Consider the following 24199-nt stretch of genomic DNA (forward strand, 5'->3'; position numbering starts at 1 on the left):
TACCACGCCGGATGCTGATCTGCGCTTTGTCGACGGCGGCGCCGCGTTCAGCACCCAAGGCGTACCGATCGCCAAGGATGCGGCGGTGGTCGAGGCGGGGCTGGATGTGAGTGTTGGCGCAGCGGGCAAGCTGGGTGTTGGTTATTCGGGACAATTGTCCAGCGATAACCGGGACCATGCGGTGACTGTGAGCTTCAGCATGGGCTTCTGACCCAGCCGGCCCCAATCGCTGGCAAGCCAACTCCCACAGGTACGGCGCATGCCCACACTGTGGGAGCCGGTCTTGCCGGCGATGAGGTCAGCAGCAACACCACAAAACCCGGCGCTCGAGCCTACCGGCTCGACGCCGTCCCCCACTGCACCACCAACATTCCCGCCACGATCAACCCCACCCCGAGCAAGCGCAGCAGGTTCACCGGGCGCTCCGGCAGCCCCATCAACCCCCACTGATCGATCGCCAGCGACGACAGCACCTGGCCGGCCACCACGCACACGATGAATCCCGCCGCACCCAGGCGTGGCGTCAGGATCAGCGCCGCGGTGATATAGGCCATCCCGGCCACGCCGCCGAACCACGCCCACCACGGTGCCTGTGCCAGCGCGGCGACTTGCGGCGCGGGGGCGCGCATCAGCCACAACGCCGGCAGCACCATCAGCACACTCACCGACAACGACACCAGCGTCGCCCACAACGGATGCCCCAACAGGCGGCCCAGCGCGGCATTACTGCCGGCCTGAAACGGCACGGCGGCACCCGCCAGCAGGGCGATCAACGGCAACAGAACGACGGCGGGAGAAAAACTCGGGTTCATGGCGGACTCCTTGATTCACGCGGTAGGCATAAGGCAGTCTTGGTTATCCATTCACTGGATGGAAATTCGAATTCCGCACAGGGGCTATTCGCCTGATGGATGATCTGCGCCGTATCGACCTCAACCTGCTGCTGACCCTGCACGCCTTGCTGGCTGAACAGCACGTCTCCCGCGCCGCCTTGCGCCTGCACCGCAGCCAGCCGGCGGTGAGCCATGCGCTGGCGCAGCTGCGGGAGATTTTCGCCGACCCGCTGCTGGTGCGCCGTGGCGGCCGCCTGCAACCCACCGCCCGCGCGCTGGAGTTAACCCAGCCGCTGCAAGACGCGCTGCAACAACTCGATGGCCTGCTCAGCAGTCCCGGCTTCGACCCGACGCGGGCGCGGCGCAGCTTTCGTCTGGCGATGTCGGATTACGGCGCGCGGGTGGTGTTGCCGCGGCTGATGCGTGGCCTGCGCGAGGACGCGCCGGAGGTCGATCTGGTGGTGACCCAAGGCAGCCGCGAGGCGATGCTCAGTCAACTGTTCGACGGCGAGATCGACCTGGCGTTGGGGGTATTCCCCACGCTGGCCGCGCCATTGCGGGCCGAAACCCTGTTCGAAGAGCGCTTCGCCTGCCTGGCCGACCGCGACAGCCTTCCGCCCCGTGGCGGGCTGACCTTGCCGCAATGGCTGGCGCGGCCCCATGTGCTGGTGGCGGTGCGGCCCGGAGCCGACAACGAAATCGACCTGGCCCTGGCCGCCCTTGGCGAACAGCGCCGCGTCGCCCTGGCCTTGCCCCACTGGACCGCAGCGACCGAAGTCATCGCCGGCACTGACCTGCTGCTCACCGTCGCCCGCCGCAGCCTGGCGGGGCGCCTGTCACTGAGCGGGCTGCGTTGCTTCGAACCGCCGCTGCCGATTCGCGCCTTCAACTTCCAGCAGGCCTGGCACGAACGCCGCGAAGGCGACGCCGCGCACCGCTGGCTTCGGGGCCGCGTGATGCAAGCGTGCCTGCTGGAGCCCGACACCGCGTAAGATAGCCAGCCCGTTCACCACGACATGGAGTTTGCCGATGAACCCGAGAATCCACCTTGCCGCCCTGGCCCTGCTGATGGGCAGCCAGATGGCCCAGGCCGACACCTACAGCCAGTGCATGAAAACCGCCAACACCACGGCCGACATGAATGACTGCAGCGGCGCCGAATACAAACGCCAGGACACCCGCCTGAACGCCGCCTACAAAGCGGCCATGGCCAGCCTTGAACAACCCCAGCAAGAAAAACTGCGCGACGCCCAGCGCCAATGGGTGAAATACCGCGACGCCAACTGCGGTGTGTACTACACCCTCACCGGCGGCACCATCGACCTGCTCAATGGTGCGGGTTGCGAACTCGACATGACCCGGCAGCGGGCGGATGAGTTGGAGAAATTGCCGCAGACGTGAGGGGAGAGCGGTTTGGCGCAGAACCTGTAGGCGCGGCTAAAGGCCGCTCCTACAGGATCGTGAGCGGCCCCAGGCAACCGACTAAACCGCAGCCACCGCCTCAACCTCCACCAACATCCCTTCCAACGCCAACCTCGGCACCGGAATCAGCGTACACGTCGGCTTCATATGCCCGCCCCACGCCCGGTCCGCCTCCGCCACCCACTCCTGCAACCGCTGCTCAGAGTGATCGACAATCAACAGCGTCAGCTTGAACACGTTCTCGATCCCCGCGCCCTTCGACGCCAGCGCCGTCTTCACATTCTCCAGCGCCTGCCGCGCCTGCTCGGCGAAGAACGGCGACAACGTTCCGCTCGCATCCTCACCGCCTTGTCCGGCAAGGAACAACAACCGCGAACCGCCCTGAACCTCCGCCACATGGGAATAGGCATTGGCGCTCGGGTCGTACAGGCCTTCGGGGTTGGAAAGCTGGAAAACACCAGTCATGGCGACACTCCTTGGGAAAAGTGCGGGCGAGTATCAAACCTCGACTTAGGTGGAGGTCAAGCAGGGAGTGGGGGAAACATTTCGATGCCAATTGTCCCGGGCGGGGCTGCTCCGACGCGGCTACGGTTTATGCACATTCGCCAAGAGAGAAGACGAGCACCATGACAACCACTTCGGAAACTGACTGGGAACGCGTGAAAAACATGGGCGATGAGGACATCGACACCAGCGACATTCCTCAATTGGATAAAGAGTTCTTCAGCAATTTTGAGTGGCGTATCCCAGACAGCTGGCCCATGGCGCCTCGTTCGGAGACAGATCGACCGGAGTGATTGAACCAACCTCTGCTGGTTCATCTCCGCACTTCAACGTCCGTCAGTCCGACCACTCCACCATGGATTCCCACCGCCACTTCCCCTAATCTGGCGCCCATCTTTTTCCCCGACGTCGGCTCTTCATGATCGTCCACTTCGCCATCTTCCTCTGCACCCTGATCGCCATGGAGGGTGTCGGCTTCCTCGCCCACAAATACGTGATGCACGGCTGGGGCTGGTTTCTGCACCGTTCGCACCATGAGCCGCACCTGGGCGTGGTGGAAACCAACGACGTCTACCTGCTGGTCCTCGCGCTGGTGGCGATCACCCTGATCGTGCTGGGCAATGCCGGCCACGACCCGTTGCAGTGGATCGGCGCCGGAGTGGCGGCATTCGGCGTTCTGTATGTGGTGATTCACGACGGTGTTGTCCACCGCCACTGGCCGGCAAGACCGAAGCCGCGCCACCCGTACTTGCGGCGGCTGTACCAGGCGCACCTGATGCACCACGCGGTGAAAGGGCGGCGCAACAGCGTGTCGTTCGGCTTTCTCTACGCGCCGCCGGTGCATGAGCTCAAGCGCCAGTTGCGTGAGATGCGCGACTCAGAAGCGCGGGTCGAGGATGGCCGGCAAGGTGATTTCCTTGACGAAGCTCGCGGCTGACAGGCTCAGCGCCATCCGCACCACCTGCACCACGTCATGCACCGGGATCTGCTCGCCGCCGCCGCGTTGCGCGGCCTGCTCGCGCGGGGTGCTCAGCGGGTCGGCGGTGTTGAGGTAACCGAGGTTCAGGCACGTCACCCCGAGGCGCTGATCGCGATACCCCTCGCGCAGCTCGTCGGCCATGCCACGCAAGGCGAACTTGCTGGCGCCGAAGGTCACTTCCGGACGACCGCTCTGGGTCAGGCCCGAGGTCGAGCCGGTGAGGATGATCCGCGGCCTGTCGCTGCGCAGCAGCACCGGCAACAGGCGCTTGATCAACAGGATCGGCGCGGTGACATTGCAACTGACGATGGCCTGCAACTGGTCATCGTCGTCGGTGAGGAAGTCGTAGCTGTCGTCAAAGGCGCGGTCCTCCCAGATGCCGAGGTTGTAGATCAGCGTGTCCAGCCCGGTTTCAGCCGCCTGTTGCGCGATCTTACCGACCGCAGTGAGCGGATCACCCAGGTCCGCTTCGATCCACTGCACGTCCACGCCGTCGCGCGGTTCCAGTGCCGAAGGGCGACTACGCGACACACCGATCAGGGTATCGCCGTGCTCGCCCAGTCCGTCCATCAACGCCTTGCCCAGGCCCTTGCTGGCGCCTACTACCATGGTTTTCATCGCATCACTCCTGTGTTGGCCGGGGCATGCAAGCAGACCGGCGAGGTGATAGCAAAGGGCTGGGTGTTTCTGAATGTGTTCCATTCGAGGACCCGGTCCACACCCTCGCCGGCAATGAGTTATGCCCTGACCTTGAAACAGGCGGATTCCCAAGCGGAATTCTTCCTATTAGAATTGAGAAGAATTCCTATTCGCTTTTTCTTGGAGAGCCTATGTCAACGCTGGCCGGTGGACCGCCGACGCACCCGGGTGTGGAGACCTTGTACCGGGAGCATCACGGCTGGCTGCGAGGCTGGTTGCGGCAGCGCCTGAACAACCAGGCCGACGCCGCCGACCTGGCCCATGACACGTTCATCCGGGTGATGCTGGCGCGCAGTGCCGAGTCGCTGCGCGAGCCGCGTCACTACCTCGCCACCGTCGCCCGCGGCATGTTGATCGACCTCTATCGCCGTCGCTCGCTGGAGCAGGCGTGGTTGCAGACCCTGGCCGCGCAGCCCGAGCAATACGCCCCCTCGGCGGAAACCCGGGCCATGGTGATCGAGTGCCTGCTGGCGGTGGACCGCCTGCTCGACGGCCTCGGCGCAAGGACCCGGGCGGTCTTTCTCGCCGTCCAGATCGATGGCTTGAGCTACGAAAAGACCGCCGAGCGGGTGGGCGTCTCGGTCAGTACGGTGCGCAAGCACCTGGCCAAGGCGATGCTGCATTGCCTGCTGCTGGAGCCGGCATGAAAGCGGTGCTCATCCAGGCGGTGGACTGGTACGTCAAGCTCAACGACAGCAGTGCCAACCCCGCCACCCAGGCCGGTTGGCAGGCGTGGCTCGCGGCGGACCCACTGCATGCGCAGGCGTGGGCGCGGGTCGAGCAATTGCAGAGCCAGCTCGGCCGGGTGCCGGCCGGCATGGGCCGCACCCTCGAATCGGCCCGCGAGCAGCGCCGCCGCGCGGTGAAACTGCTGGCGTTGCTGCTGGGGGCGGGCGCGGTGAGCTGGCAGGGCTACCGTCATTCGCCGCTGAGCGCCGACTACGCCACCCGCGTCGGCGAGCGCCGTCAGGTCACCTTGGCCGACGGCACCCGTCTCGATCTCAACACCGACACCCAGGTGGACGTGCATTTCGACAGCGAACACCGGGCGATCAGCCTGCGTCGCGGAGAAATCTGCCTGGAAACCGGCAAGGACCCACGCCCGCTGCGGGTCTGGACCTCCGATGGCAGCGTCGAGGCGCTCGGCACCCGTTTCAGCGTGCGCCTGGACGAGCACCAGACCCGCGTCAACGTCGAAGCCCACGCGGTGCAAGTGCGACCTCGGCTGCTGTCCGAAACGATCCGCGTCGAGGCCGGACAGTCGCTGCTGTTCAGCGCCGATCACCTCGGCCAGCCGCAGGATTCGCCGCCCACGGCGTCGGCCTGGACCCGCGGCATGCTGGTCGCAGTGAACTGGCGCCTGGATGATTTTCTCGGCGAACTCGGCCGCTACCGTCCCGGCTATCTTGGCTGCGCGCCGGACGTGGCGGGTTTGCGTCTGTCCGGCGCCTTCACCCTGGATGACACCGAGGCGGTGTTGTCCAACCTCACCTTGTCGCTGCCGGTGCGGCTGCGCCAGTTCAGCCGCTACTGGGTCAAGGTCGAAGCGGCCTGATCGAAAAAACTTCGCCCCGGGGGGTAACAGATCTCCGCCGCTGATCCGGCTCCATCCCGGACGGACGCATACGACGTCCGCGCCGCCATCCAACAGGAGCCCTTCATGTCACCTCAGCACCACCGTCTCGCCCGCAGCGTCCGCCGTGCCGTTCTCGCCCTGGGCCTGGCCGGCTCACTGGCCCCGGCCTTCGCCTGGGCGCAGAACTACGCCATCGCGGCCGGCGACCTGGGCACCGCCCTCAGCCAGTTTGCCGCTGCCAGTGGTGTGATGATCAGCTTCAGCGCGGGCGATACCGGCGGCCTCAGCTCGCCGGGCCTGCAGGGTGATTTCTCGGTGGAACAAGGCTTCGCCCGCCTGCTCGCCGGGGCCGGTTTGCAGGTACGCCAGGTCGGTGAAAAACGCTATGTGCTGGTCAAGGCCGCCGAGGGCGACGCCGTCGAACTGGGCGCCACCACCATCCAGGGCCGCGGCCTTGCCAGCGACAGCGAAACCACCGGCACCTACCTGGCAAACCAGCCCACCCGCACCGCCACCAAACTCGGCCTGAGCGTGCAGGAAACACCACAGTCGATCACCGTCATCACCCGCCAGCGCATGGACGACCAGAAACTCGGCAGCCTCAACGAAGTGCTCGAAGCCACCGTCGGCGTAAGCAGCTTCAACCAGGGCATCGGCACCGACCTCGACCAGCCGTATTCCCGCGGCTTCCTGATCTCCAATTACCAGGTCGACGGCCTGCCGCGCTCGGCCTCGAAGCTGTACAGCCTCAACGCCTCGACCGCGATGTACGACCGCGTTGAAGTGATCCGTGGCGCTACCGGCCTGATGAGCGGAATGGGCAGCCCCGGCGCCGCCATCAACCTGGTGCGCAAGCGCCCGACCGCCACACCGCAGGCCAGCCTCAGCGCCGAAGCGGGGAGCTGGGATCATTACGGCCTCGGCGCCGACCTGTCCGGCCCGCTGAACGATGCCGGCAACATTCGCAGCCGGCTGGTGCTCGAAGTCGATGACCAGAACAGTTGGCTCGACCGCTACCAGAGCCGTTCGGCGCTGGTCTATAACGTCACCGAATTCGACCTCAGCGAGCAGACCCTGCTGAGCGTCGGCTTCACCCACCAGCGCAACGACAACGAACAGCCCCTGCGCAGCGGCGTGCCGTTGTACTACCGGGACAACTTCGTCAACGGCCAGCGCATCAACCTGCCGCGTTCCTACAACAACGCGCCGGACTGGACCTTCTACGACACCCGCGAAACCAGCGTCTTCGCCGGCCTCGATCAGCAGTTCGACAACGGCTGGACCGGCAAGCTGGAAATCAGCCACGCGCTGTACGACCAGGACGCCATTTCCTATTACCAGTACGGCGGCATCGACCCCGCCACGGGCCTGGGCAGCGCCATCGCCCCGGCCAAATGGGTGCAGACCGACCGCCAGGACAGCCTCGACGCTTACCTCAGCGGGCCGTTCTCACTGTTCGGCCGCGAGCATGAACTGGTCGTCGGCGGGGCCTGGTCCAGCCTGCACAGCCACGCCGACAACTACGGCTGGCTGTGGAGCTGGAACAGCAACTACGACGGCACCCTGGGCAATGTCTGGGACTGGGACGGCAGCGGCGCCAACCGCCCGGACTTCAAACGCTCCGGCAAAACCTTCACCGACGTGAAGCAGTACAGCGCCTACCTCACCTCGCGCTTCAACCTCACCGACGCCACGCACCTGATCCTCGGCTCGCGGGTGGTGGACTGGAAAAGCGATGTCGTGACCACCACCAGCGCGGGCGGGCGCAGCAAGCAAAGCCAGAAGGAGAGCGGCGTAGTGGTGCCGTTCGGCGGGCTCGTCTACGACCTCAACGACATCTGGTCGCTGTACGGCAGCTACACCCAGATCTTCAACCCGCAGAACGGCTCGGTGCGCGACATCAACAACCAGTCACTGGACCCGGAAGAGGGCTCGGCCTACGAGGCGGGGATCAAGGCGGGCCTGCGTGACGGCCGGCTGATCGCGTCGCTGGCACTGTTCCGTGTCGAACAAGACAACGTCGCCGAATACGACGGCACCATCAGCGCCTATCGCCAGTTGCAAGGCATCACCACCCGCGGTCTGGAACTGGAACTCAACGGCGAACTCGTCGACGGCTGGAACATCGCCGGCGGCTACGCCTACAGCCTCAGCGAAGACGCCGACGGCCAGCGCGCCATGAGCCGGGTTCCGCGGCACAACGTCAAAGCCTTCACCACCTATCGCCTGACCGGCGCGCTGGACAAACTGACGGTGGGCGGTGGCTTCAACTGGAAGAGCCGTTACGGCTATGAAGGCGAGGGCTACCCGGTGCAGGAAAGCGTCGTGATCGCCAGCGCCATGGCCCGCTACCAACTCACCCCGCAGATCGAAACCACCCTGCACGTGAACAACCTCTTCGACCGTTCGTACTACGCCTCGATCACCGAGAACGGCGTGTATGGCGAGCCGAGGAATGTGGTGATGGGGGTGAAGTATTCGTTCTGATCGAGCGCTTCGAACGGGCTTGGCACCCTGAAAAAAATAGCCGCGCAACGATGGTTCGCGGCTATTTTCTGACGGCTCGGCGCAGTCGCCGTATTACTGTTTGACGGCCTTGAACGTCACCGTCGCGTTATCACCCGCACCGCCGCTGTAAGAGACATTGATCGTCTCGTTGTTGCTAACGATGTCGTAACCGTTGCTGCCGGCGAAAGGGTTGTTCCAGTGGATCTTGATGTAGAAGACCTCTTCGCTGGCCGAGTCGTAGAACGCGTAGGTGCAATAGCCTTCAGTGCCGGTGGCGAAGCCGTCGGACTCGCTGATCCAGGATCCCTTGCCCGGTACGCCTGATTGCGCCTTCGGGATTTTGAATGGCGGGGGTGTAATCCAAATCCCGTGATCGAGGATCTGGGAGTCCGGCACCAGGTTCAGGTTGGAATCGAGATAGTTTTCAAAAAACACTTCAACGCTTCTTGCGGCCATTGGCGTAAGTCCTTTTTATCAACACGGTGTTGGAAGGGGTTATCAACGTTAACGCGCGTTTTGGATGCCGCCTGATGGGAAGGTTCGGGATGCTTTAGCCAGGGGAGGGGAAGATGCAGCCAGGTCCTTGGCTTGAGCAGGCATGTGAACCTCCTTGATCCATCAGGAGGTGAAGCCAGAGCGCGAGTGATGGCTCTTGGCTATCAGTTCGAGGCTATTGCAGCGTTTTTAGAAAGTCAAGACTGGGCCACACCGCAGGGGCGATGCCCCTGCGGCGGCTGTTCAGATGGGCATGCTGGTCACCGACCCGGCCATCGCGATCTTCAGGTACGCGCGGCAAATCTCCATCTCCAGGATCGACGCGCTCAGGAGCGTCTGATGTTCGGGGATGAGTTGCCGGGGCAGGAGAGAGGTTTTTTTGTGAGCGTTGTGAACGAACTCCGCCGCCTGGCGGACCGCCTCTTCATGGGTGACACCGGGGCGGATGGAGACAATGGGCGGGGGATCGGGGACGATTTTTTTCATGGTGGAACTCCTATGTGAACGGGAGTCACCGACATTCGCTGCTAAACGAAGGGTGGCGACTGTACGTGGGTTAGCAGACCGAGACATAGGAAACCCGGCGCACCCGAAGGTGCCCACACGCACAGCCGCCATAACGGGCTGTCGGGTCGCTTATGTGTTCGGACTGCTAATCCGGTCGTTGATTTTGCAACGACCCGAGGAGACTAGGCACCGATTCCACAGAGCGCAACAAGCTGGCGGGGCCGGGGAGTATGCTTGGGAAGTTGCCTACAAGAAAGTCGGATATTGGGGAAGTTTCGTAGCTTTATTCGACGGTTTTCTGCTGATTGTTCGGTGTCTGTCATGCGAATTCGATCAGGTCGCTAACTATCTAGGAGTAAGCGTTTGAAACTACCTGTCCGGCAGTGAGTTTGGATTTCTATGATTGGGAGGACGGCGACATTTTCTTAGCTGCCTACACGGCAGTGAACGCGGTTAGTGAACATTTACAGCACCTCTCCCATTTCTGAGCTGCCTACACGGCAGTGAACGGATCGGTGCTCCGGTTACCGGGCCCAGCACTTTTCTGAGCTGCCTACACGGCAGTGAACGCTACGGCCCAGGTGGTGCCGCCAGCCGCCTTTTTCTGAGCTGCCTACACGGCAGTGAACATCCCGTAACCCGCCAAGGTCGTCGGCGTGCTTTTCTGAGCTGCTTACACGGCAGTGAACACAACTCTAGCGACACCTTGGGGTAATCCGATTTTCTGAGCTGCCTACACGGCAGTGAACTTCAGCGAAGCGCCGGTGCCGGAATCGGGATGTTTCTGAGCTGCCTACACGGCAGTGAACAACAGGTTGTTCTTTTTGATGTACTCCAACACTTTCTGAGCTGCCTACACGGCAGTGAACCTGCTGCGACGAGGGTTACCGGTGTTCCATCTTTTCTGAGCTGCCTACACGGCAGTGAACTGTTCCGGCAAGTCGTGAAGTCAGCGCGCTCGTTTCTGAGCTGCCTACACGGCAGTGAACATCGGTCTGGGCTTGAGTCGCCAGGCGCGCAATTTCTGAGCTGCCTACACGGCAGTGAACCTTGGGGCTTTTTGTGTCGTGGCTTGGGCATTTTTCTGAGCTGCCTACACGGCAGTGAACGCGACTGCGTCGACCTGACTCGCTTCCTGCTCTTTCTGAGCTGCCTACACGGCAGTGAACCAGTTTCAACGGCAACTGCTGGAGATGCTTCCTTTCTGAGCTGCCTACACGGCAGTGAACGCTAACGGCCTGCTGCCGTATCGCGGCATTAGTTTCTGAGCTGCCTACACGGCAGTGAACATGCGCTGGATGTTCTGCGGGGAACAACTGATTTTCTGAGCTGCCTACACGGCAGTGAACTTGGCGTGAAGCCATCGCCACCGACTCGGATCTTTCTGAGCTGCCTACACGGCAGTGAACGCGCATACTGAAAGCGCTATCGTTGAGCTTGATTTCTGAGCTGCCTACACGGCAGTGAACGGCCTGGATGAACCCAGCTCACGGTTCTGCCTTTTCTGAGCTGCCTACACGGCAGTGAACGGCCTGGATGAACCCAGCTCACGGTTCTGCCTTTTCTGAGCTGCCTACACGGCAGTGAACGCACCGAGTCGAGCTGCCTGCTGGCACCCGTTTTTCTGAGCTGCCTACACGGCAGTGAACATCAGCGCTTCAATAGCCCATAACGCGCGGATTTTCTGAGCTGCCTACACGGCAGTGAACGCTGACTGGACCGAAGTCCGGCAGTTTCAGCATTTCTGAGCTGCCTACACGGCAGTGAACGCTACCGAAGTAGGCATCGGGTTGTTTGTGTATTTCTGAGCTGCCTACACGGCAGTGAACTAGAGCAACTCCCCCATAACCCCTTGTCCTCAAACAAGAACCACCCAAAATCCAGCCAAAACCCTTTTTTGAGAGCCTTACGTAACTCATTGATTTTACGAAGGCTCTCAAACCTCCTGAAAAAAGGGTCAGAACCAGGGCACCGTCGACGTACTGCTCAAGCCATACCCGCTGAACGTGCCCCGCTGCGGCACATCGAGCAGCGGCCCGTGCTGAATGAACAGGAGAAACGCCTGCCCGCCGCCGTTGCTGCGCAACTGGGCAAAGGGCAGGTTGGTACGTTTTCCGGCACTGTCGGGAATGCGCTGTCTGGCTTCTTCTGCACTGATGCCGTGACGCTTGATCAGGCGGCGGCGAGCACGTTCCGGGTTGCTGTCCACTTGTACGCGGCTGACCGTGCGGTGCCTGGCGGTGTCCGGCACCGCTTGTGTTTCGCTAAGGTCGACGTGGTCGCGCATGCCGGTCAGCCAGTTGAGCGCCAGCAAACTGGACAGCGCCTGCTCGCTGCCGTGAATGCGCAAATGCACGCCAAGGTTACGGGGCGTGTGGGCGATAGCGGGAAAGCTGATGCCGATATCGTCGCGACGCAGGTCGTGCAGCGCCCGGTGCAGCTTGGCTAGCAGCGCATTCATCAGCAGGGTTGCCGGGAACTCGGGATCAGGCCGCAATTTGAGGTCGAGATAACGGTCCATGGCGTTAGCCCGCCTCACCGAATACACCGCCGCGAATGAGGGTGGCGATCACGAAGTGTTGTTGGCCGATTTCCGGAACCTTGTCCTTGAGCACCCAGCCGTCGAGCAGTGTGTAGAAGTCGTCCTTGGTCTGGCGTGGCTGCCGGTAGGCTTTGCCCTGGGTCGTGACCGAGCCATAGGGTTCGACGGCGATGGGGCCGTTGACCTCGGCTTCCGAGTACCAGGTGTCGATGCTGCGAATGGCGTTGCCGATTTTCTGCGCGTGGATGCCGGCGATGCCGTTGATGTCGTACAGCGTCTTGCTCTTGTCGCCCCGGCCGCGGTCCAGAATCAGCTCCTGCGACGGGAATACTTCCTGCCCGGCACCCAACCGGACATAGGCGGTCACCCGCAGCAGCACATGCTGTTCGCCCACCAGTCCGTTGGCGATCAGTTGACCCAGGTCGTCCAGCGCGGTGGTCTGGTTGCCGGCGTTGTCAAAGTTGCGCAGAGAAAGGGCGAACCCGTCGAAAGTCCACGACTTGGCGGCTTGCCCATTGGTCAGGTGCTCGACCTGCACCTCGACCTGCTCGGCGCCGATACGGTTGCGCCAGAGGAAGCGGCCGTTGGCGAGGTTGTAGGCATAGCGGCGCGCCAGTTCGTTGAACCCGTTGGTTTCCACATAGCTCTTCACGGTGGCGAGGAGCTTGCGTCGGTAGTCGGCGTCGTTGCAGGCCGACGGTTGTCCGGTGCCGCCCAGTACGCGGAGGGTGAAGCTGACCCGAAGGGTATCGGCGTCGTGAGGCAGGGTGGCGACGTCAACGGTTTGCAGGTTGGGATTCTCGATGGCGGCGTCGAGTTTGGCCGGGTCGAGGTCCTTGGTTTTCAGGCGGTTGGAGATGGTGCCGCGTACCGATTTTTCGCGAATGGCGATGGCGGTCCAGGCATCGCGGGTTTGCCAGTCACCGGCATGGAACACCGCGTCGGATGGATCGAGCTTGCGCTCGAAGGCCAGGACGGATGCGGTTTTCAGACTGTCGTTACTCATATGCAAATCCTTTTTATGAAGTGTCTGGCAGGTCAGTCGAAGCTGTAGTCGGTTTCGGGTTGGTAGCGGTTGCGACAGCGGTACAGCCCGCGTTCGGTATCGGATTCGGCGTACCACAGCAGGTCTTCCACCGCGCGCAGCCGATGCGGGCTGATCCATTGACCGATGCTGTAGAGGCTTTCCACAAGCCGGAACGGTGTACTGCCGTCGCGGGCATTGGTGACGGACCCCGGTGCCTGGAGTTCGCTCAAGGCGCCGTAGCCGATGGGGATCGGCGCAATCCAGCCGAGGTCCTGGCGGTCATTGAGCCAGGGCTGTTTCTCTATGGGCTTATCGTCTTCGTCGGATTGCGGCGCGCGCCAGTTGATACGCGAGAGCGATAGCCAGGCGTCGAGGCGAGAGGCTTCCGGGTCGAGGGCCAACAGCTCGGTGTGACGCTGTTGCAGCAGGTCGGTACGTTCAACCAGTACGAAGCCCGGAAGCAGGCGCCACATGCTGGAGGCGAAGAGTGCCTGGCGGTCTTCGTCGTTGCCGGTGAGGGCGAGCAGGTAGGGCATGTGCCTCGCACCGTTCGCGATGGGCGTAATAACGCTGCCACCGGCGATGCGCATTTGCAGCAGCAGGTCATGAACTTGCCGGGCCAACCCGGCGTTGTGATCGGGGTCCGCCGAAAGTGCGGGACCTTGCACCGCAAAGATCAGGCTGATGTCCAGATGGATGCGCCCTTCTTCGACGATGGCGGCGGGTTTGCCGTCTTTGTTGTTCGGGTTGCGCGTCAGCCGGAAGGCTTTGACGAACGTGCTGTCAGTCACCTGCTCCTGGTGATCATGAGCCACCACCGCGACGGCGTTGAATTGCAGGTCGATGTCGGCCTCCCTTGCCTTGCGCTCCAGCGCCCACATCAGCCCCAGAAAGGCAGTGATCGCCGGGAAGCCATGAGTCAGAGGGCTGGAAATGGCATTGGCGTTTTGTACACGCAGTCGCGGAACGATCAGCAGGTGATCGAAACCGGGAAAATCATCCATGTTGTGCCTCCAGGTCCCGGGCGAGCGGGGTGAGGTAGGTTGCTGCCAAACCGGCCCAATGCGTGTGCTCGGTATGGCTGACGGGCAGGCCGCGCTTTCTCAGAATGTCGTTCAGCCAGAGGCCAAATTGTTTGGCTACCTCGCTCGTCCAGTCGCCGCGATCCGTCGAGTGGGCGAAGGCCTGGTCTTCTTCTTCGCAGCCTTGTCGGGGTGCGAGTTGCCCGCGTTGAGGATCGAGCCAAAGCTGTTGGCAAAGTGGCAATTCGCAAGTGCTGTCGGCCGTCCAGCCAGCAGTGAACTGATTGCGAATACCTTGGCCGAACGCCGCCAGCGAACGGCCCAGCGCTCGTTCGATACGTTCACGCTTGAGGCGGGTTTCCTGGGTGGGTTCCGGGTTGCTTTCCAGATGCGTGCAGAGCGCTTTTAGCTGAGTGCTTACGCCATCGAAGCGGCGGAAGACTCTGAAGGCCGAGTCGACCGTCAGTAGCGGATTGCGTGAGCCATTTCCCCAGGTCGGTGGCAAGGAGCCCAGCAGATAGTTGACGCCGCCGCGATCACTGTTGAGCTGGCTGATGTTCTGCGGTTTGGTGCCGCCGAGTTTGCGCGCGACCAGTTCGCGGTAGTCGCGGTAGGTGTCTGAGTGGTGAGCTTTATCGCGCCAGGCCTGGCGTGCGATTTTGTTGCGTTCACCGAAGCGTGCATCGTTTATATCCAGATGCACCGCGTGCATCAGGCTGCTAGGGAACAGCGGCTGCAAAAGATGAAAACCGGCGTCGTCAGCCGGGTCGCCGGAGACACTCCAGTACACCTGCTTGGCCATCTCATGGGTGCTGATGCGCTCGCCGGGCCGGATCAGATTTTTGAAGGCGTCGGCCCATTCGTTGGCGGTCTCGGCATTCTCGTGCAGGGCCGTAAGCAGGTCGGGGTCGTTTTCGCGGAACCACTCCAGCAATTGCCGGCCTTCCACTTCGACCTTGAGAAACTTGTAGACGTCCAGCGCGGCGGCGTTGCCGACGATGTCGGTCGCGTAGTGGTTGCCCAGTTCGTGGCTGCCGACCTCTTCATGCTGAACCAGCGATGAGGGTTCGACATGCAAACTGGTGCCGCGGGCGTCGGGGTGAGTGGCTTTGAGGGCATGAGTGACCGCCTGGATCTGCGAAACCCGTCGCGCGGCATCCGCGAGCCAGGTGACGTAGTCATATTTGGCGGCGGCGGGGGGGGCGTCGTCGGTTTCCGCACCCTTGAGCTTGGCTTCCTTACGTTCCGTGATGAAGCTGGCGATGGTGGTGCGGAAGAGGGTAGTGCGGGGTATTGATTCGGGTCCTTCTTTCATCTCATCAGTCCATTTAAGTAGCTGCGAAGCGTCGTATTAACGACGTGCTTTCAGTGATGACATTTACTCAGGCAGTGTTTCCTTTCTTTGCGAATCCCAGTACCGGGTGATACCGCCATCCGAGCGCGTTCTCGTAAACCCGCACCGAAGTAAACCGCTCAGCACAGGTATCCAGCGGCAACTCCAATTCGTCGGCCAGTTCTTCCAGCAACCCCATCATGTTCTGCTGTTTTCCCCATGGTGCGATTCGTGGTCCCAGGTTCCTTTCCAGATCAACCTCATCGAGTTTTTCCGGACACGCCAGGTAGGCCTTGTCCCGATGGTGCCGATTGGGCTCATGAATGCGGTGCAGCACGAGCCGGTCTTGGTATTCATCCGGAAGAAACAGCAAATCTTCTTCCGGCGCGCCGCTCTCACGAAAAGGCTGCTGTTGGGGCAACGCCCAGGTCAGAGCGGCCTGAGGAAATTGCCAGGCGCAGGCGGCATCGAGATCGAGGCGCAGCGGTGATCGGCGCGACAGCGGCGCGCAGGGGACACGGTCCTTCGGCAGCATCAGGTCGGCCAGCCGCGCGTGTTCCAGGTCCGCCAGGCGTTCCTTGGGTTTCCACTCCGTTCGAGAAGGCGCCTGGATACGTGCGCGAGCACTGATGACGTCAATGTCATCGTCTTCCAGCAGTTTGTTGAGGAAATGGGTGGTCAGCCGAAACGGATGTCCTTTGTCCGAACTCGGATGCTCGAACCCCGGTTTGATAAAGGCCGGATTGCCCTGTCGGCCATTCTCGAGCCGGTTGCTGAAATGCCGCAGGTTGGTATCAAAGACCAGAACATTCGGCGTTTCGCAGGGCTCGTCACGATGCCGCCGCACCCGACCTGCGAGTTGGATGAGCGAGCGCATCGAAGACGGTTCGACAACGGCCCAGTCGTAATCATGATCGCGGCCCACCTCGGTGACCGGTGAACCAAGCACTACAAACAGGTGGTCTTGCTCGGGATGAGCTGCCAGTGCGTCACGGACTTCCGGTTGGGCAAAGATCGCGTTTTCGCGTCGGCGGTTGAGGGTGCGGTCGAGCCGTGCCTCGATGGCCGAACGCAGCAGTTGTGGAAAACGCGAGTGATAAACGCACAGGTGGATACGCTGGTTCTCCGCCGCACCCAACTGGAACAGGGCAAGTGCAACGTCGAACAAGGGCTCGATATTGGCCATGCGCACCAAGCCGAAACTGACGCGCTTGCCGCTATACGGACACCGGCTCGCATGCCTGGCGTGGGCCCGTTGCATCGCTTCGCGAACCTGTGCGGCGAACTCGCCGGGAAGCTGGTCTTTGCGCTTGGACGACAGGTTCAGCGGGAGGATCTCACCGCGTCGCCGTGGCGGAGTGGCTTTCAGCGCAGTCACGCGTTTGTCGACGAAGCGGTTGTGCTGCTCGATGAGATCCGTAGCGTCAGCGCAATCGACTTGATGCGTGCCGAACTCGTCCAGCCACAGGCAGGGAATGGGGTCCACGACGGCGTCGGTGCCGAACGGTTTGCCTCGATTGCGCCGGTAGTGTTGTCGTCCGGCGCGATATGCCTGGAACATGCCATCCACAAGCGCTGGCGGGAGAGTGGCCGACGAGATCAGCACGCGGGTTCCCAGCAGGCCGCTCCAGTGCACCAGCCGGGTGAGCGCGGGTAAGTCCGGCAGGTCGAAATCATCCAGTTCATCCAGCACCAGGTCGCTGCTCATCAGGCGCAGCATCGGCGCAATCTGGCGCCCGGCGCGCTGTGCCTCGGTGGCGGGCATCAGGTGATCGAGGGTGCACACCAGCAGGGGGGCGCTCAGCAGTCGGCGAATCTCCGGGTTATCCATCGCTTTGCCCAGCAATCCGTGCTGGCTGGTGTTGCCTTCGTACAGCACATGACCGTCTTCCTCCAGCAGGGCTTGGGTAGAGGCTGAGCCGGTGGCTTCCGCCTGAGCCTGATAGAAGTTGAACAGCTCCTGACTGGCGGAGCCGCCGACCTGAAGTGCCAGATCGTCCTCATTCAGGTGCAGGTCCTTGCGGTAGCTTTCCCCGGTCTGTCGGGTCAGGGTGCGCAGACCGAGTGCGAAGGTGCAGCGCAGTCCCAGTTCCGGCTCGGCCAAGGCGTTCATGATGCGGGCGTTGGCGAGTGTTTTGCCGCAACCGGTCGAAGCCATGTTGATGATGAAGGTGCCCTGTTCGGCGGAGTTTCCGCGCAAGCTGGCTGCTGCATCCGCGGCTTTGTCCTGCCAGCGAAAGCGCGTGTCCTCGCTACGTTTGCGCAGGCCCCGATGACCCACGAGGCGGGGCAGGTGGCGTTCGAACCCTGGCAGGCCGTGGACAATGCTGGCGCTCATTCGCGCCACGCCCAGCAGGTGCTCATCCAGCGGCTGTTTGAGGGCACCGTCGGAGTGAGTGTTGGCAAAGACCGAGTATCCCAGGTCGCCTTTTATCCGACGACCATCGCCCGGGCCGAGGCTCGAATAGTGATGGTCTGCGAGCATCAGGCTGAGCCGCGACAGATGCATGACATAAGGATTGGCCAGCCACTCGCCTTTTCCCGGTTTGCGCTGAAGCTCTAGCAGGCGCTCAGCAATTTTGGCCGCCTGGGTGCGCCACTTGGGCAGTATCACCGGCAGTGGCTGATCGAATTGCCAGTAAGGCGTGATCTCCGCACTCGTCGCGGTGTTGTCGAGTTCGTTCCACTGGTGGGTGATGCCTTCCAGAATATTGACCAGCATGCCCGGATTGAAGGTCTTCGAGCGTTGCCCGAACCTGAGCTTGCCGCCTGACCGGCCCCCGTCTTCGGCGGGGAGCGTTGGTAAGCGGTGATGGCTGACCACCAGCCAGGCGATGGCCGCTGCCAGTGGCGGAAGTTGTTTGAAGGGGGGCGGAACATCGCTATCCAGACCGTCTCGCTTGAAGCGTTCGGCCGCCAGCCAGAGCGCGTCGTGTTGCGCGCTTGCCGCGGCCAGGCGATGTAGCCAGCCCGCATCATCGTCCTGCCCGACGAACGCCAGGAATAAACGCAGCGACACCCATTCGTGGCGGTAGAGATTTCGTTCAACCGGGCCCGGTTTCAGTCGGGCTTGAAAGGCCACGCTGGCTTTGCCCAGGTCATGGAGCAGTGCAGCCATTTGTGTCAATAGGCGAATGTCTTCAGCGGTATGCCAGTCGTTTTCATCGTTTTTGCGCAAGACGTCGCGTCGGCTACTGTTGGTCGGCACTGCGCCTTGTTGATTGAAGCGGCTGGCATCGCCAACGATCCACAGCAGCTCACTGTGGTCCAGGCCCCTGATCCAATGACAAGCGACGGCGGTGTTGCGTCGCGCGGTCTTTTTCAGCAGGCGGCGCAGAGTGTCCAGGCCTGCCTGGGTGATTGGCGTTTGCCAGGTGCGTTCACCGCGTCGTTCGGCGAACTGGTCGAGGATACGACGGGTTTCCACCAGTGCGCGTTTGTCGCACTGGCAAATCAACAGGATGTTCAAGTGATCGAAGTCCCCAGTTGCTCCGCGATGTCCTTGAGGCTGTCGATCATGAAATCCAGTGCTTCGCTTCGCGTCAGGTTCTCGATGCAGGCCTGACGAAACGCTTGCTCGTCATCGCCGCGCATGGCCGAGATAAAGGCTTGCGGCAAGATAAGGCCATCCTTGACCAGATCAGCGACATCGAATACCAGCCCGCCACGGCGGGTCTTGCCGTGGAGGACCGCCAGCCCGTGAGGCAAGCCGAGCACCCAGGTTGCCGTGGCCGCGAGACCGTAGGCGAGGTAATTACCGTGGTCGAGAAAGCGGTTGGCTGGATCGCCGCCGCTGCCGCGCTTTGCTCTGCCGAAATCTCCGTAACCGGTTGCGGTGGAGGCCAGTTTGAACAAGCGCTTGGTGAGGCGGGCTTCTTCGGTCAGCAGATGCTCATGATTGGGGGCATGTTCCAGGTTGGAAAGCGATTGCTCAAGGACATCGTTCAGGGTCGAACTGTCGATCTGGAACTTGCCTTTCTCAAGCGATGCCCTTTTCAGCCATTGTTGGCGTATATGCGCCAGGCGCAATCGCTGGACGGCTTTGGCGGCCGCGAGGCGTTGTCCTTCGTCGAACCAGAAAGACACCCAGCGTTGTAGATATTCGGTAGGGCGGTATTCACTTTGCGGGGAGAACCAGGCGATATCGATATCCACTTCATTGGCACTGAACAACGGCGTCCCGCCACCACCGCAAAACCCTACCAGCACTCCGGCCCTCGCCAGTTCACGCATGGCCGCCTGGGTAACCGAGGTTCCGGTACCAAGCAGGATGGTGGTGGTGTTGGCGATGGGAATATTCCAGTACAGCGACTGCTTGCCTGCGTCAGTGACGTACTCGACCCTACCGCCGTTGACCAGCACGCGGCAGTGCTGGAGGTAATAGAGGTTGGCTCGCTTGGAGTGCAGGATGGTCTTGAGGTCGGATGAATTGATGCCTTCCATGGTGAAACCGGTTTCCTCATCGGCTCATTGGCAAAGCGCAGTTATAGCCCAGTGGATGGCTAAATGCCGGTATTTTTGTTGCGGTATGTTTGGGTGGCTGTGGGGGCGGGGAAGGAGCAAACTTCGGCTGCCTTGAGAGGCTGAAGGCGACCCTTTTTTTGACGTTGGTTTGAGGTGCTTGTAAATCAAGGGGTTACAAAAGGCGTGGGAAATAGGGTCAGAAGGGGTTTTTGGAGTCTTTTGTGTTTTGGATCATGAGGCTGGGTGGTTTTCTTTCTAGTTCACTGCCGTGTAGGCAGCTCAGAAACTGAGTTCTCGACCTTCGGTACAACACTTGTTGTTCACTGCCGTGTAGGCAGCTCAGAAAAGCAAGGTTGAGCGACTGCGCAAACTCACAAGGTTCACTGCCGTGTAGGCAGCTCAGAAACGCGACGGCCTGAAGGTGGATTGCTCGCAGCCGTTCACTGCCGTGTAGGCAGCTCAGAAATCGGTAGCCTGGACGACTTTCGCGGCGATTGCGTTCACTGCCGTGTAGGCAGCTCAGAAAACAAGCGCAGTGCCGCGTCCTCCTCGGCCGTGGTTCACTGCCGTGTAGGCAGCTCAGAAAAGCAACCCGGATCGCTTCAACGCCTGGACGCTCGTTCACTGCCGTGTAGGCAGCTCAGAAAGTCGTAGTAGAGTTCGTCGCCTTCCTCCAGTTGTTCACTGCCGTGTAGGCAGCTCAGAAAATCGAGGTCGACGACTGCTTGGCTGACTTGCTGTTCACTGCCGTGTAGGCAGCTCAGAAAGTCATCAACCTGCGGCTGCGTCGCGATCCGCAGTTCACTGCCGTGTAGGCAGCTCAGAAAGATGAGTTTCGCCGCGTCACCCGTGGCCACGTGTTCACTGCCGTGTAGGCAGCTCAGAAAACCGATCCGCACCGAGATCCGGCGCGGGATGATGTTCACTGCCGTGTAGGCAGCTCAGAAATACCAGGAATCAGAATGCTATCGGGAAGCTCTGTTCACTGCCGTGTAGGCAGCTCAGAAAAGGCGCGACGCGGTCGTCTGCTGGTTCGTCGCGTTCACTGCCGTGTAGGCAGCTCAGAAATGGCCAACCGTGACGCGCATGCGCAACTTCGAGTTCACTGCCGTGTAGGCAGCTCAGAAAACTGCTGGTCCTGGACCGGCGTGAGAACGTCGGTTCACTGCCGTGTAGGCAGCTCAGAAAAAGGTGCTCCAAGCCCCGCCGTCAAACGTGGGGTTCACTGCCGTGTAGGCAGCTCAGAAATGACTCGCCGCTTCAACAAGCTGGCGGACCTGGTTCACTGCCGTGTAGGCAGCTCAGAAATCCGACCACGACCCTCGTCCGCCGGATAACTGGTTCACTGCCGTGTAGGCAGCCCAGAAAGCGTAGGCGGTTATACATAAAGCATTCGAGTTCAAACGCCGGGACCGCTCCGCGCTCCATCGCAGGCAAGCCAGCTCCTACAGAAAGCGCGGCGCGATCCTTTTCTTCCAGGCACAAAAAAACCGACTAAAAAGTCGGTTTTTTCTGGATTTTGGTGCCCCGAGGGAGACTCGAACTCCCACTCCTTTCGAAAACGGATTTTGAATCCGCCGCGTCTACCAATTCCGCCATCAGGGCTTGTGGCGGCGAAGTATAGAGATGGGCCTACCGTTGGTCAATCACGTTTCATGGTCAATTTTTCCGCTTTCGGCTAAACTTCCCGGCCCTGTCGATCCCGTACCCCCACTGCCATGCGCGTTGCCGATTTTTCCTTCGAACTCCCCGATTCCCTGATCGCCCGCCATCCCTTGGCCGAACGGCGCGGTAGCCGGCTGCTGGTCCTCGATGGGCCGAGCGGCGCGCTGGCGCACAAGCAGTTCACCGATCTGCTCGATTATTTGCGCCCCGGCGACCTGATGGTGTTCAACAACACTCGGGTGATCCCGGCGCGGCTGTTCGGGCAGAAGGCGTCCGGCGGCAAGCTGGAGATTCTGGTGGAGCGGGTGCTGGACAGCCACCGCGTGCTGGCCCACGTGCGGTCGAGCAAGTCGCCCAAGCCGGGCACGCGGATTCTGGTGGACGGCGGCGGCGAAGCCGAGATGGTGGCGCGCCACGATACGCTGTTCGAACTGCGTTTCGCCGAGGAGGTGCTGCCGCTGCTCGACCGGGTCGGGCACATGCCGTTGCCTCCTTATATAGACCGCCCCGACGAGGGCGCCGACCGTGAGCGCTATCAGACGGTCTACGCCGAACGCGCCGGTGCGGTGGCCGCGCCGACTGCGGGCCTGCATTTCGATGAGGAGTTGCTGGCGAAAATCGCCGAGAAGGGCATCGACACGGCCTTCGTCACCCTGCACGTCGGCGCTGGCACCTTCCAGCCGGTGCGGGTCGAGCGCATCGAAGACCACCACATGCATAAAGAGTGGCTGGAAGTCGGCCAGGATGTGGTCGATGCCGTGACCGCCTGCCGCGCGCGCGGTGGTCGGGTGGTGGCGGTTGGCACCACCAGCGTGCGGTCGCTGGAAAGCGCGGCGCGCGATGGTGTGCTCAAGCCGTTCAGTGGCGACACCGATATCTTTATCTTCCCGGGCCGGCCGTTCCACGTGGTCGATGCCCTGGTCACCAACTTCCATTTGCCCGAGTCCACGCTGCTGATGCTGGTTTCGGCCTTCGCCGGTTACCCGGAAACCATGGCGGCCTACGCGGCGGCGGTGGAAAACGGCTACCGCTTCTTCAGTTACGGTGATGCCATGTTCATCACCCGCAATCCGGCGCCACGCGGGCCCGAGGATCAAGCATGAGTCGCACCTGTCGTATGTCCTTCGAGTTGCTGGCCACCGACGGCAAGGCCCGTCGCGGCCGCCTGACTTTCCCCCGTGGCACAGTGGAAACCCCGGCGTTCATGCCGGTGGGCACCTATGGCACGGTCAAGGGCATGCTGCCGCGGGACATCGAGGCCATCGGCGCCGAGATGATCCTCGGCAACACCTTCCACCTGTGGCTGCGCCCGGGCACCGAGGTGATCAAGGCCCACGGCGACCTGCACGACTTCATGCAGTGGAAAGGCCCGATCCTCACCGACTCCGGTGGTTTCCAGGTGTTCAGCCTGGGCGCGATGCGCAAGATCAAGGAGGAGGGCGTGACCTTCGCCTCGCCGGTGGACGGCTCCAAGGTGTTCATGGGCCCGGAAGAGTCGATGCAGGTCCAGCGCGACCTGGGCTCGGACGTGGTGATGATTTTCGACGAATGCACGCCGTACCCGGCCGACGAAGACGTGGCGCGGGTGTCGATGGAGCTGTCGCTGCGCTGGGCCCAGCGCTCGAAGAACGCCCACGGCGACAACACCGCGGCGCTGTTCGGCATCGTCCAGGGCGGCATGCACCAGAACCTGCGCATGCGCTCGCTGGAAGGCCTGGACAAGATCGGCTTCGACGGCCTGGCCATCGGCGGCCTGTCGGTGGGCGAGCCGAAGCACGAAATGATCAAGGTGCTGGACTATCTGCCGGGCCTGATGCCCGCTGACAAACCTCGTTACCTTATGGGGGTTGGCAAGCCGGAAGATCTTGTTGAGGGTGTGCGCCGCGGTGTCGACATGTTCGATTGCGTGATGCCCACTCGCAATGCGCGAAATGGTCATCTGTTCATCGATACCGGCGTCCTGAAAATCCGCAACGCGTTCCATCGTCATGATGATTCGCCGCTGGACCCGACCTGCGATTGCTATACCTGCCAGAACTTCTCCCGCGCTTATCTGCATCACTTGGATAAATGCGGCGAAATGTTGGGCAGCATGTTGAATACGATCCATAACTTGCGTCATTACCAGCGCCTGATGGCTGGTTTGCGCGAGGCTATTCAACAAGGTACATTGGCCGCCTTTGTCGATGCCTTTTACGCCAAGCGCGGGCTGCCTGTGCCGCCCTTGGACTGATGTTCCGTCGATCCTGACAAATACAATTTTGCAACTTGGAGTGCCTCATGAGCTTTCTGATTCCTGCCGCTTACGCGGACGCCGCAGCCCCTGCTGTCGCCGGCCCGGCCGGTACCGGTTTCGAATGGATTTTCCTGGTGGGTTTCCTGGTCATCTTCTATCTGATGATCTGGCGTCCACAGGCCAAACGTGCAAAAGAGCAGAAGAACCTGCTGGGCAATCTGCAAAAGGGTGATGAAGTTGTCACCAACGGCGGTATCGCCGGCAAGATCGTCAAAGTCAGCGATGACTTCATCGTTCTGGAAGTCTCCGACACGGTTGAACTGAAGTTCCAGAAAGGCGCTGTAGCGGCCACCCTGCCGAAGGGTACGCTCAAAGCGATCTAAGTTA

Annotated in this window: 22 protein-coding genes, 1 tRNA gene and 2 CRISPR repeat arrays; of the genes, 11 read left to right on the forward strand and 12 right to left on the reverse strand. The window is 61.7% G+C overall.

The features are described from left to right. A partial coding sequence (locus NTD82_RS09730; protein WP_262128618.1) for an autotransporter outer membrane beta-barrel domain-containing protein occupies positions 1 to 211 on the forward strand: 211 nt, incomplete at its 5' end. 121 nt (positions 212 to 332) lie between these two features. On the opposite strand, the gene NTD82_RS09735 is transcribed toward NTD82_RS09730, so the two are convergent. Next, positions 333 to 812: a DMT family transporter gene (locus NTD82_RS09735; RefSeq protein ID WP_262128620.1), complete on the reverse strand. Its 480-nt coding sequence runs from the start codon at positions 810 to 812 to the stop codon at positions 333 to 335. Between the two features lie 95 nt (positions 813 to 907). Between NTD82_RS09735 and NTD82_RS09740 the strand changes: the two genes are divergently transcribed. After that, positions 908 to 1825, forward strand: coding sequence for a LysR family transcriptional regulator (locus NTD82_RS09740; protein WP_262128621.1), 918 nt, complete (start codon positions 908 to 910; stop codon positions 1823 to 1825). Between the two features lie 37 nt (positions 1826 to 1862). Then, a complete protein-coding gene (locus tag NTD82_RS09745; RefSeq protein ID WP_262128622.1) occupies positions 1863 to 2234 on the forward strand; it encodes a lysozyme inhibitor LprI family protein in 372 nt (123 codons plus the stop codon). Positions 2235 to 2315: 81 nt separating this feature from the next. Here the strand turns inward: NTD82_RS09745 and NTD82_RS09750 are convergent, their stop codons facing one another. Further along, positions 2316 to 2720 (reverse strand): RidA family protein, encoded by a 405-nt coding sequence (locus tag NTD82_RS09750; protein WP_262128623.1) that lies wholly within the window; start codon positions 2718 to 2720, stop codon positions 2316 to 2318. 161 nt (positions 2721 to 2881) lie between these two features. Here NTD82_RS09750 and NTD82_RS09755 point away from each other — a divergent pair, with 161 nt between their 5' ends. Both NTD82_RS09755 and NTD82_RS09760 read left to right on the forward strand, forming a co-directional pair. Next, on the forward strand, positions 2882 to 3052 hold the full coding sequence (locus NTD82_RS09755) for a hypothetical protein (RefSeq protein ID WP_262128624.1): 171 nt from the start codon (positions 2882 to 2884) through the stop codon (positions 3050 to 3052). A gap of 125 nt (positions 3053 to 3177) precedes the next feature. Beyond that, a complete protein-coding gene (locus NTD82_RS09760; protein ID WP_262128625.1) occupies positions 3178 to 3696 on the forward strand; it encodes a sterol desaturase family protein in 519 nt (172 codons plus the stop codon). Here the strand turns inward: NTD82_RS09760 and NTD82_RS09765 are convergent. Then, the gene (locus tag NTD82_RS09765) at positions 3637 to 4356 is read right to left on the reverse strand and encodes an SDR family NAD(P)-dependent oxidoreductase (RefSeq protein ID WP_262128626.1); all 720 of its coding nucleotides are present in this window, start codon (positions 4354 to 4356) and stop codon (positions 3637 to 3639) included. The genes NTD82_RS09760 and NTD82_RS09765 overlap by 60 nt on opposite strands. A 212-nt stretch (positions 4357 to 4568) precedes the next feature. Between NTD82_RS09765 and NTD82_RS09770 the strand changes: the two genes are divergently transcribed. From NTD82_RS09770 to NTD82_RS09780, 3 genes are all read left to right on the forward strand, one after another. Further along, positions 4569 to 5084, forward strand: coding sequence for a sigma-70 family RNA polymerase sigma factor (locus NTD82_RS09770; RefSeq protein WP_262128627.1), 516 nt, complete (start codon positions 4569 to 4571; stop codon positions 5082 to 5084). After that, complete coding sequence (locus NTD82_RS09775; RefSeq protein WP_262128628.1) at positions 5081 to 5992, forward strand: FecR domain-containing protein; 912 nt, start codon at positions 5081 to 5083, stop codon at positions 5990 to 5992. The genes NTD82_RS09770 and NTD82_RS09775 overlap by 4 nt, the downstream gene beginning before the upstream one ends. Before the next feature lie 105 nt (positions 5993 to 6097). Next, a complete protein-coding gene (locus NTD82_RS09780) occupies positions 6098 to 8500 on the forward strand; it encodes a TonB-dependent siderophore receptor (RefSeq protein WP_262128629.1) in 2403 nt (800 codons plus the stop codon). 93 nt (positions 8501 to 8593) lie between these two features. Here NTD82_RS09780 and NTD82_RS09785 read toward each other — a convergent pair whose 3' ends face one another. From NTD82_RS09785 to NTD82_RS09825, 9 genes are all read right to left on the reverse strand, one after another. Beyond that, entirely contained in the window at positions 8594 to 8977 is a 384-nt protein-coding gene (locus NTD82_RS09785; RefSeq protein WP_262128630.1) for an aegerolysin family protein, read from the reverse strand. Positions 8978 to 9259: 282 nt separating this feature from the next. Then, positions 9260 to 9502, reverse strand: a complete 243-nt coding sequence (locus tag NTD82_RS09790) for a hypothetical protein (RefSeq protein ID WP_262128631.1) — start codon at positions 9500 to 9502, stop codon at positions 9260 to 9262. A gap of 442 nt (positions 9503 to 9944) precedes the next feature. Continuing rightward, a CRISPR array of direct repeats spans positions 9945 to 11352; the repeat unit is 28 nt; unit sequence TTTCTGAGCTGCCTACACGGCAGTGAAC. A gap of 128 nt (positions 11353 to 11480) precedes the next feature. After that, a complete protein-coding gene (cas6f, locus tag NTD82_RS09795; RefSeq protein ID WP_262128632.1) occupies positions 11481 to 12044 on the reverse strand; it encodes a type I-F CRISPR-associated endoribonuclease Cas6/Csy4 in 564 nt (187 codons plus the stop codon). Positions 12045 to 12048: 4 nt separating this feature from the next. After that, positions 12049 to 13071 carry a type I-F CRISPR-associated protein Csy3 gene (gene csy3 / locus NTD82_RS09800; RefSeq protein ID WP_262128633.1) on the reverse strand — a complete coding sequence of 341 codons (1023 nt, stop codon included), beginning with the start codon at positions 13069 to 13071 and terminating at the stop codon, positions 12049 to 12051. 32 nt (positions 13072 to 13103) lie between these two features. Beyond that, entirely contained in the window at positions 13104 to 14096 is a 993-nt protein-coding gene (csy2, locus tag NTD82_RS09805) for a type I-F CRISPR-associated protein Csy2 (protein WP_262128634.1), read from the reverse strand. Next, positions 14089 to 15429: a type I-F CRISPR-associated protein Csy1 gene (csy1, locus tag NTD82_RS09810; protein ID WP_262128635.1), complete on the reverse strand. Its 1341-nt coding sequence runs from the start codon at positions 15427 to 15429 to the stop codon at positions 14089 to 14091. The genes csy2 and csy1 overlap by 8 nt, the downstream gene beginning before the upstream one ends. 67 nt (positions 15430 to 15496) lie before the next feature. Beyond that, entirely contained in the window at positions 15497 to 18916 is a 3420-nt protein-coding gene (gene cas3f, locus NTD82_RS09815) for a type I-F CRISPR-associated helicase Cas3f (RefSeq protein ID WP_262128637.1), read from the reverse strand. After that, the gene (gene cas1f, locus NTD82_RS09820; RefSeq protein WP_262128638.1) at positions 18913 to 19890 is read right to left on the reverse strand and encodes a type I-F CRISPR-associated endonuclease Cas1f; all 978 of its coding nucleotides are present in this window, start codon (positions 19888 to 19890) and stop codon (positions 18913 to 18915) included. The genes cas3f and cas1f overlap by 4 nt, the downstream gene beginning before the upstream one ends. Positions 19891 to 20169: 279 nt before the next feature. Continuing rightward, a CRISPR array of direct repeats spans positions 20170 to 21279; the repeat unit is 28 nt; unit sequence GTTCACTGCCGTGTAGGCAGCTCAGAAA. A 152-nt stretch (positions 21280 to 21431) separates the two neighbouring features. Then, positions 21432 to 21516: transfer RNA gene (locus tag NTD82_RS09825), tRNA-Leu, on the reverse strand. Between the two features lie 113 nt (positions 21517 to 21629). Between NTD82_RS09825 and queA the strand changes: the two genes are divergently transcribed. Genes queA through yajC form a run of 3 tightly spaced genes read left to right on the forward strand, consistent with a single transcriptional unit; the run spans position 21630 to position 24195 of the window. Next, a complete protein-coding gene (gene queA, locus NTD82_RS09830) occupies positions 21630 to 22679 on the forward strand; it encodes a tRNA preQ1(34) S-adenosylmethionine ribosyltransferase-isomerase QueA (protein WP_262128639.1) in 1050 nt (349 codons plus the stop codon). Between the two features lie 14 nt (positions 22680 to 22693). Beyond that, a complete protein-coding gene (tgt, locus tag NTD82_RS09835) occupies positions 22694 to 23809 on the forward strand; it encodes a tRNA guanosine(34) transglycosylase Tgt (RefSeq protein WP_175651912.1) in 1116 nt (371 codons plus the stop codon). A 47-nt stretch (positions 23810 to 23856) separates the two neighbouring features. Then, positions 23857 to 24195 carry a preprotein translocase subunit YajC gene (yajC, locus tag NTD82_RS09840; RefSeq protein ID WP_095159529.1) on the forward strand — a complete coding sequence of 113 codons (339 nt, stop codon included), beginning with the start codon at positions 23857 to 23859 and terminating at the stop codon, positions 24193 to 24195. The last annotated feature ends 4 nt before the right edge of the window (positions 24196 to 24199 follow it).

Source organism: Pseudomonas sp. 5P_5.1_Bac1 (assembly GCF_025466015.1).
In the GTDB taxonomy this organism is placed as follows: domain Bacteria; phylum Pseudomonadota; class Gammaproteobacteria; order Pseudomonadales; family Pseudomonadaceae; genus Aquipseudomonas.